This window comes from bacterium (genome assembly GCA_024224155.1).
GTDB lineage: Bacteria > Acidobacteriota > Thermoanaerobaculia > Multivoradales > JAHEKO01 > CALZIK01.
The window spans coordinates 1-7,729 of record JAAENP010000086.1 but is presented as its reverse complement, the minus strand read 5'-3'; the positions used below and the strand labels follow the sequence as shown (position 1 = coordinate 7,729).

6 protein-coding genes and 1 tRNA gene are annotated in these 7,729 nt (G+C 64.7%); 3 read left to right on the top strand and 4 right to left on the bottom strand.

All coding sequences use genetic code 11. From position 1 onward, the window contains the following. The 3 genes from GY769_04710 to secA2 all read right to left on the bottom strand — a co-directional run. Positions 1-427: DUF4102 domain-containing protein (locus GY769_04710; protein MCP4201217.1), on the bottom strand; the 427-nt coding region annotated here is incomplete at its 3' end. Between the two features lie 278 nt (positions 428-705). Then, positions 706-783 (bottom strand) — tRNA-Glu (locus GY769_04705). Positions 784-838: 55 nt separating this feature from the next. Continuing rightward, complete coding sequence (gene secA2, locus GY769_04700; GenBank protein ID MCP4201216.1) at positions 839-3,262, bottom strand: accessory Sec system translocase SecA2; 2,424 nt, start codon at positions 3,260-3,262, stop codon at positions 839-841. A 147-nt stretch (positions 3,263-3,409) separates the two neighbouring features. Between secA2 and GY769_04695 the strand changes: the two genes are divergently transcribed. From GY769_04695 to GY769_04685, 3 genes are all read left to right on the top strand, one after another. Next, positions 3,410-4,579 (top strand): hypothetical protein, encoded by a 1,170-nt coding sequence (locus GY769_04695; GenBank protein MCP4201215.1) that lies wholly within the window; start codon positions 3,410-3,412, stop codon positions 4,577-4,579. A 111-nt stretch (positions 4,580-4,690) separates the two neighbouring features. Beyond that, on the top strand, positions 4,691-5,191 hold the full coding sequence (locus GY769_04690; protein ID MCP4201214.1) for a hypothetical protein: 501 nt from the start codon (positions 4,691-4,693) through the stop codon (positions 5,189-5,191). Positions 5,192-5,202: 11 nt separating this feature from the next. Beyond that, positions 5,203-6,207 (top strand): hypothetical protein, encoded by a 1,005-nt coding sequence (locus GY769_04685; protein ID MCP4201213.1) that lies wholly within the window; start codon positions 5,203-5,205, stop codon positions 6,205-6,207. Positions 6,208-6,298: 91 nt separating this feature from the next. Here the strand turns inward: GY769_04685 and GY769_04680 are convergent. Next, the coding region (locus GY769_04680; protein ID MCP4201212.1) for a hypothetical protein at positions 6,299-7,729 on the bottom strand (1,431 nt) is incomplete at its 5' end.

Genomic DNA, 7,729 nt, shown 5'->3' with positions numbered 1-7,729 from the left:
TGGTGAGCATTCGCTCAGCCTCGGTGTAGCTCGAGCGTTTGCCGCGGCGGGCACCGGTTTCAGCCCTCTTCTCGAAGTCCCGAAGATACGCAGCGATGACGTCCGCGACGGTGAGTGCCTCGCGGTCACGTTGATCGAGGACCTCGACGACATCCCGCCGCGCAGCCTTTATCCCGTGCCACTCTTCAGCGATCTCGCGTGCGCGGTCGAGGGTGAGGTCGCCGAAGTTGCCGATGCGCTTCATGGCGCGCTTGCCACCGGGGCGGCGAACGCGGAACCAGAACTCCACGCGGCCGCCTCGGGCTCGGACGCAGAGGCCGGCTTGTTTGCCGTCTGAGCGCATGGTTCGGAACTTGGGATCCTGCTGGGCATGTCGGCGCAGGGCGTCGAGTTCGCGTTTGGTGAGGTCGGCGCTCTTTCGCGGCATTGCTAAGACGTCGGGGACGGAGCCCCGACGCTACCCTCGCTCGCTTCCCGGTCGACCCTGCTCGTTGAACTTCGGGGCAGGCAGAGGTCGACCGCTGCCGAGGAGTGTAGCCGAAAGTGGTAACCATAGTGGTAACCAAAAACTAGCGAGTCAAGCCGAAAACCTCCGAATCTTGTAGTAGCTACTTCGGCCTCGCGAGGCACACGGAGAATCCATGCAAGTCACTCTAGTAAAGTGACTTAAGCGTACAAACTGGATGATAAAAGGAGTATCAAAAGTGGTGTCCCCAACGGGATTTGAACCCGTGTTGCCAGCTTGAAAGGCTGGAGTCCTAGACCAGGCTAGACGATGGGGACGGAAGGGGGGGCCGGCTTGCGCGGGCCGCGCGGATGATAGCAGCAATCCCCCGAGCTAGCGAGATGGCTGGCGGCGTCTTCTCCTGAAGTACTGATAGGCGGTCGAAGCGATCCAGAAGGGCCCGGCAAGCGCCGCCGCGGCGACCCCGACGCCGACGTTGCCGCCGAGCGCGGTGGCGAGCTGGTCCCGAAACGGATCGTCGTTGACGAGATAGGTCCAGGTCGAGGTCGGACCGGCGAGGCCGAGGGCTTCGAGGTCGACGCCGCCGGCTCGTGCCTCGATCGACTCGAAGGTCTTGACGATCTCCGACTCGACTTCGAGCCGCATCTCGCGAAAGGAGTCGGCCACGGCGCGGGTGAACTCGACCAGCGGGTCGTCACCGCCGATCTTGCGCAGGTGGATGCCCTCGCGAATGTCGGCCGCCCTCGCAAGGTGGCGGCTCCAGGCGCGGTCGAGGTGAAACAGAACGATCCTTCGTTCGGCCTCGGCCAAATAGTCCTCGCCAAGGTCCTTAGCCAGGCTCTGGTAGCGCTCGGACGAGCGTTCCCGCAGCCGGCCCGGCGCCCGGCGCTCGAGCCACGTACGACGCTCCCGGTAGACCGCCCGGCGCTGCTCTTCGAGGAGCTTGGAATAGTGATTGAGCGTGTTTCGAATCTCGGCGTTCTGGCCCTCGATGATCCGCTGGGCGCGCGCGATCTCGTGTCGGATGAACGGGTTCTCGAGAGCCTCTTGCTGAGGGCGCGGGTAGATTTTCGCGGGGATCAGATCGTTGACGCCGTAGCGAACGATCAACGGATCCTCGAGGCTGACGAAGAAGCGCGAGGTGCCGGGATCGCCCTGCCGACCGGCTCGGCCGCGCAGCTGCTGGTCGATGCGCAGGCTCTCGTGCCGATTGGTGCCGATGACGCAGAGCCCCCCGAGGTCGACCACGGCCTCATGGTCCTGCTCTGCCGCTCCGCCCAGCTTGATGTCGGTGCCGCGGCCCGCCATGTTGGTCGAGATGGTGACCGCGCCGAGCGCGCCGGCCTCGGCCACGATCGTGGCTTCTTTCGCGTCGTTGCGGGCATTCAAGACCTGGCAGTGGACACCGACCTCTCTCAGCAGGCCGACAAGCTCTTCGGACTCCTCGACGCTCGCGGTTCCGACCAGGATGGGACGACCTTGCTCGTGGACGCGAGCGATCTCGGCAACCAGCGCGGCGTGCTTGGCCGCACGATGAGTGAACACGTGATCGAGCTCGTCGAGGCGAATCGAAGGCCGATTCGGCGGAATCACGACCACGTCGAGGCCGTAGCAGGACTTGAGCTCGCCGGCCGCCGGCCGCGCCGTGGCGGTCATGCCGGAGAGCCTCGGGTAGAGCCGCAGATAGTCCTGGAGGGTAATCGAGCTCAGGATCCTCCCGCCCGGGCGACGCTCGAGTTTCTCCTTGGCCTCGAGGGCGGCCTGCAGTCCATCGGGCCAGTGCCGGTCCTCGACCACGCGGCCGGTGAACTCGTCCACGAGTCGGATGCGGCCCTCGCGGACGATGTAGTCGACGTCCCGATGCAGAAGGTGGGTCGCGTGCAGGGCGCAATTGATCTCGGTCAGAAGCTCCAGGTTGGCGCTCGACAGCAGATTGCCGCGGTCGATCAGCGACTCCACCCGCGCGATGCCGTCGTCCGTCAGCTCGACGTTGCGCTCGTATTCGTCGGTCGCCCAGTCTCGACCCCGCTCGAGTCCGTGCACCAACTCGGCGATGCCCACCGCCGAGGCGTCGGGCAGGCCGGCATCGGCGGCTCGTCCCGCGATCACCAACGGAACCCGCGCCTCGTCGATGAGGATCGAATCGGCTTCATCCACGATCGCGAAGTGAAACGGCCGATGGACGATCTCTTCCGGTTCCCGCGCCAGGTGTTCTCGAAGCAGATCGAAACCGGCCTCCTTAGCGGTGACGTAGGTGACGTCGCACGCGTAGGCCGCTCGCCGGTCGCGCACGCTCATCCCCTCCTCGACCCAGCCGACCGACGAACCCAGGAATCGATAGATCGGGCCCATCCACTCGGCGTCCCGGCGAGCGAGGTAGTCGTTGAAGGTAAGAACGTGCACCCCCTTGCCGGAGAGACCCGCCAGGTAGGCCGGCATCACCGCCGCCAGGGTCTTGCCTTCACCGGTCGCCATCTCCACGAGATGGCCTTCGTGGAGGGCGAGGCCGGCAAGCACTTGAACGTCGAACGGGCGCATCTCGAGCGCTCGGCGAGAGGCCTCACGAACCAGGGCGAAGGCCTCGACTACGAATTCAGGCTCCGCTTCGTCCGCGCGCGCGCGACGCCGGAGGTCGGATGAGCGCTCACGCAGCGCGAAATCCTCCAGGTTACGCATCTCGGTCTCGAGCTGCCCGATCTGGGACAGGCCCGGCTGATACCGGCTGAGGTCTTCCTCGATCGAGCTGCCGTTCCAACGCTCGATGCGATCCCGAAGTGAAGTCAGATCCCAGGCCATGGGTTTAGAAGAAACGGTAGCACGGGTGCGACGGTGGGATTCGGTCGACAGCCTTCGCTTCGCTCGTGGGCAAGCGGGGTCGACCGCTCCACCGGGGCAGTGGAATACGGCACTTTCAGGGCTCGACTTCCCTGCTAGCTTCGAGTCATGATCGCCAAGAGATCGGCCGCGTCGACCTCGTTGGCACTGGTGCTCCTGGTGCTGGCCCTGGTCGCCCCGCTGCGGGCTGCGGAGTCAGCGGATCTCCATCACCAGGACCACCCGGAGACCTCCCCCATCCTGGCCGAGTACGACTTCGAATGGCAGTCTCCGTCAGGGCCGGACACGTTCTGGGTTCGCCAATATGGCGACGGCGAGGTCGCCCTGAGCAACGCCTTTCGGGTCAGCGGAGCCCGGTCGTTGCACATTTCAGAAGTGCCTGGCAATCGCGACTTCGCCGAGTTTCTGGCCTACTTCCGAGAGTGCCGCGAGGGGACGGTTTTCATCCAGTTCTATCTCCTGCTGACCGACCCCGAGCAACGCTTCAACTTCGGGCTCGCCGGTCCGGGCTGGTTTCTCAACATGGAGAAGGGCGGTCAGGCGATCTGGCTCCAGACCGACGATGGCGTGTTTCGGCACCTACCGGGTGGTGAGGGGCCAGGTGCCAAGAGCGGGCCGAGCGTCGAGAACGGGGGATGGCAGCAACTCTTCGCGCCCCGTCCCTTCGCCTGGTACTTCGTCGATCTGGTGTATCACGTCGATGCCGGCAGGTACGATCTGGCGATCTACGAGGAAGGCGTCGAGGAGGCGGTGATCGACTTGAGAGGCGCACCTTCCACAAACGGTCATCCCGGCTCCTCGGTCAAGTACTTCTCGCTCATCGGCGACCTTGAGGACGCCGGACGCTTCGACTTTTTCGTCGACGACGTCATCATCGCGACCGATCCGGCCGTTCGGCAGCAGCCTTTCGTAGCGCCAGGGCGCCGCCGGACCTTCGTCGAGATGCTGCCGGTGGGCTCGCTCAAAAAGCTCTCGAAGCAGGAGCGGTTCGATCTCTTCTGGAACGCTCGGCACTGGCTCGATGAGCTGAGCGCCACAACCAGGAGCGCACGGCTCGACGGCCTCGAGGCGGCTGCCGACGAAGCCTTCCTGGCCGGCGAGATCGATCTCGCCGAGGAGATCTACGTGCGGCTGAGCGAGCTCGGCTCCCGTCGGTCCCGGCGTGCTCGGGTTTTGCTCAAGCTCGCCGATGTCAAGCACCTGCGCGGTGACGTCGAGGGCGAACGGGCGCTGCGAGAAGCTTTCTACGGTCGCTTGGACTACGAAGAGAACCTCTAGGGTCGGGAGGGGACACGAAGGAATCGTGTCCTCGAGGGAGAGGCGCGGCGCGAGCCGTGATCTGGCTCTTCGTCGGCACTGCCGATAGAGTGGGCGGAGAGGAGGTGGACGATGAATCTCGAATTCGAACGAAGCCTCAAGCTGGGACTAGTTGCGATGCTGATCGGCTTCCTTGCCGGCCCCGCAACAGCGACTCTGCCACCCGCCGGCGAAGGCGTTGCTCGCCTCTTCTGCCCGGACGACGGCCCCGACACGCCGCCCCGCAATGTCGTGCTCAGACAGGAGATCGAGGCCGAGTATCTCAATGCCCTCGAGCGCGTGGGCCTGTTCGCGTCGGTGTCGCCTGATGCCGAGCAATCTGTTGCTCGGAGAGGCAGAATGAAGGTCACGGTGACGGTCATGCCGCTCTTCGGACCGGCGATCCGATTCCCCCGAGTGCGCGGCCGCCAAAATGTCGACAACGGCCTCACCGAGGCGAATAGAGTCGTCGCCGGCAGGATCAGCCTCGGCGCCATCGTGGAGTGGCGCTTTCGGCTCACCAAGTACGAGCCGTTCGACGGCTGCGTCGAGGTTTTCGCGGCACTCTTCGATCCCGCCTTTCAGGAAGACTGACGGAGAAAACGATGAAAGCAATCCTGCTGGTGGCCGCTGTTCTACTCATCTGCGCCACAGGCCCGGCAACCGCCGGGCCGACCCCGCCCGAGAAGACAGAGGAGGCCGAGAGTGCAACCGATTCCGACGCCGTGGTCGAAATCGGAGCAGCCCTCGACGCAGCCCTGGCCAAAGGGTGGAACAACCTGCATCTTCTGGTCGAATGCCAGGGAGCCGACGGCATGGAGAGGGTCGAGGTGTTTTCCAGCGGGGTCGCGACGTGGGGCGGCGACCGGCAGTTCGAGCTGTCGCAGGAAGCGCTGCTCGGGCTTCTGGGCAAGATTCGCGAGAGCCGCTTCGCCGACCTCGAGGAGTTCTACGGCGGACCGGACCCCGTGCGTGTCAAACAGCAGGGCGTCCGCATCCCCTGCCGCGTCCGGCTCGAGATCGACGGCATCGCCAAGCAGGTAGCCCAGCGACTCGAGGGTGAGCAGTCGGAGGTTCTGAAGCGACTCGCGCTGGAGATTCTGGACCTGTGTCGCCAACCGGGACTTGCCGGCGTCAGCATCGCCTCACTTTCGGCCGGTCTCGACCGGCTCGCGCGCGGCGAGCTCCGGCCGGAGGCCCTGCGCCTGCTTGTCCACCGCAAGCCGGAGCCGAGATCCGCCGACGGGGATGTCAAGGGCTGGCTTCTGAAGATCGTCGGCCGCTGGGCCACAATTCAGAGCTTCACCCCCGGCACCGGATACGGTGTTCCGGTTCGCCGCCAGCTCGGCGACGAGGAGCTCGCGGCGATTCTCGGCCGGCTGCTCGAGGAGGGTTTCGAGTCCCTACCGTCGAATCTCTATAGCGAGCACTACACCGACATCTCGGTGGAGATCCTGGGTCGCGACAAGCGGGTCCAGGCAAGGCGCTTCGCCGGCATGACCCGCAAGACCCACGGCCGGGAACAAGAACGGTTCGACCGCATCTTGGCGAAGCTCAGCGAGCTGCCGGCTGGAGCCGCCGGGCAGGCTCCCGATCGCGGCGAGAGCTAGCGTCCCTGCGGCAAGAAGAAAGGGCTGGCGCAAACGCGCCAGCCCTTGTCGAGTCGTGCGGCCAGGTCTTCAAGCCACAGTGGCTACATCCTCAATCACTGCCCGAGTCGGAATCGTCGTCCTCACAAATGCTGAAGCTGCAGATCTGGGTCTTGAAGTCAAAGGCGCTGTCCGTCTCGTAGTACTCGTTGGTGTACCAGAAGGTGCACTCGTCCTTGGGATCGACGCTCATCGAGGAGTAGTCTCCCCAGCGATTGAACGAGTCGATCTGCGAGCCCGAACCTTCGACGCAGCTCGTCTCCCCGCCGGTCATCACCCCCAGCGGATCCCCGTTGCGCCGCGTGGTGTAGCGAACGGCGGGGTAAGTCCTCGGGCTGGACACGGTATAGCCCACGGCGATGTTGCCGTACTTGTCCTGCGCGATCGAGGGCATGAACCGGTGCTCGCCATCGGCGGGGGCGTAGGTGCCCACCTGATGGAGAGTCCAACCGGAACCGGTGTTGCGGACCTCCGCCCAGCGCACCCCGGACTCCAGAACACCGTTGGTGGCATCCCCGTCCGCATCGACCGTCGCGCTCAACACGACCGCCTCGACGTCGGAGTCGGAGTCTGAGTCGGAGTCTGAGTCGGAATCGTCGTCCAGATCGTCCGTGTCGAGCTTCCGGTACTGGGCGCGGAACATCGTCCGAAAATCGATGTTGTCGAGACCGTTGCCGCTGGCGACGTCACCCGGGAAGGGCTGGTCGACGCAGTTGCGGCCGCCGCCGCCGGCCACATCGCAGGCGAAGGACTCGTACTCCGGAAATGGAATCAGGCCGAGCGCCGTGAAGGTCGAGTTGGCGGGCGTCTTGAAGTCGGCAGCGAAGTCCCAGGCCAGGATGCCGTCGGGGCCGGTGCTGCCGCTGAAGGTGAACTGCTCGCTATCGAACAACTGCCAGTAGGTGTTGGGCTGGCGCTTGTCCGGCTTGCTCTTGCCCTCCCAGTGGGACGGCTGCACGCCGATGATGATCTCGTCGGTGGCGCCGATCGGCCCGATCTTGAACTGGATCGCGGTCGCCGGCCTGCCCCTGAGCATCTTGTTCTTGTCAAAGGCGATGGCACTGACGTTGGCGAAGGAAAAGCTGCAGGTCGTCGGGCTGGTCAAGAAGCACTCGAAGTCGTTGGCCGTGTAGTGCCAGCTGTCCCGCCAGACGCCCAGCTTCGGATAGTCGTTGATGGCGAAGACGCCGCCGAACTGCGGGACCGCGGTGGTGAAATCGTAGAGGTAGTACTGGCCCAATGGGTCGCTGGTCTTGGAGACGGCAAAGCACTGGTGGCCGTCAGGCCCCAGGCCCGCAAAGACCGGAAGCGAGAACTGCGAGAAGATCCAGCGCTTCTTTTGCTGGTCGTAGAGCACGACCGGGTCGCCATCGTTGGTCAGTTCGCAGACGCCTCCCGTACCGGTGAAGAAGATGTTGTTCGGCAAGGGACCGAGCACCGTCGAGCCATCGGTCTTGTCGAAGATCTCGAACACCAGGTTGTT

Excerpts from the sequence above, each read along its gene's own strand:
- secA2 (MCP4201216.1), bottom strand. The coding sequence starts at position 3,262 with ATGGCCTGGGATCTGACTTCACTTCGGGATCGCATCGAGCGTTGGAAC.
- GY769_04690 (MCP4201214.1), top strand. The coding sequence starts at position 4,691 with ATGAATCTCGAATTCGAACGAAGCCTCAAGCTGGGACTAGTTGCGATG.
- GY769_04695 (MCP4201215.1), top strand. The coding sequence starts at position 3,410 with ATGATCGCCAAGAGATCGGCCGCGTCGACCTCGTTGGCACTGGTGCTC.
- GY769_04685 (MCP4201213.1), top strand. The coding sequence starts at position 5,203 with ATGAAAGCAATCCTGCTGGTGGCCGCTGTTCTACTCATCTGCGCCACA.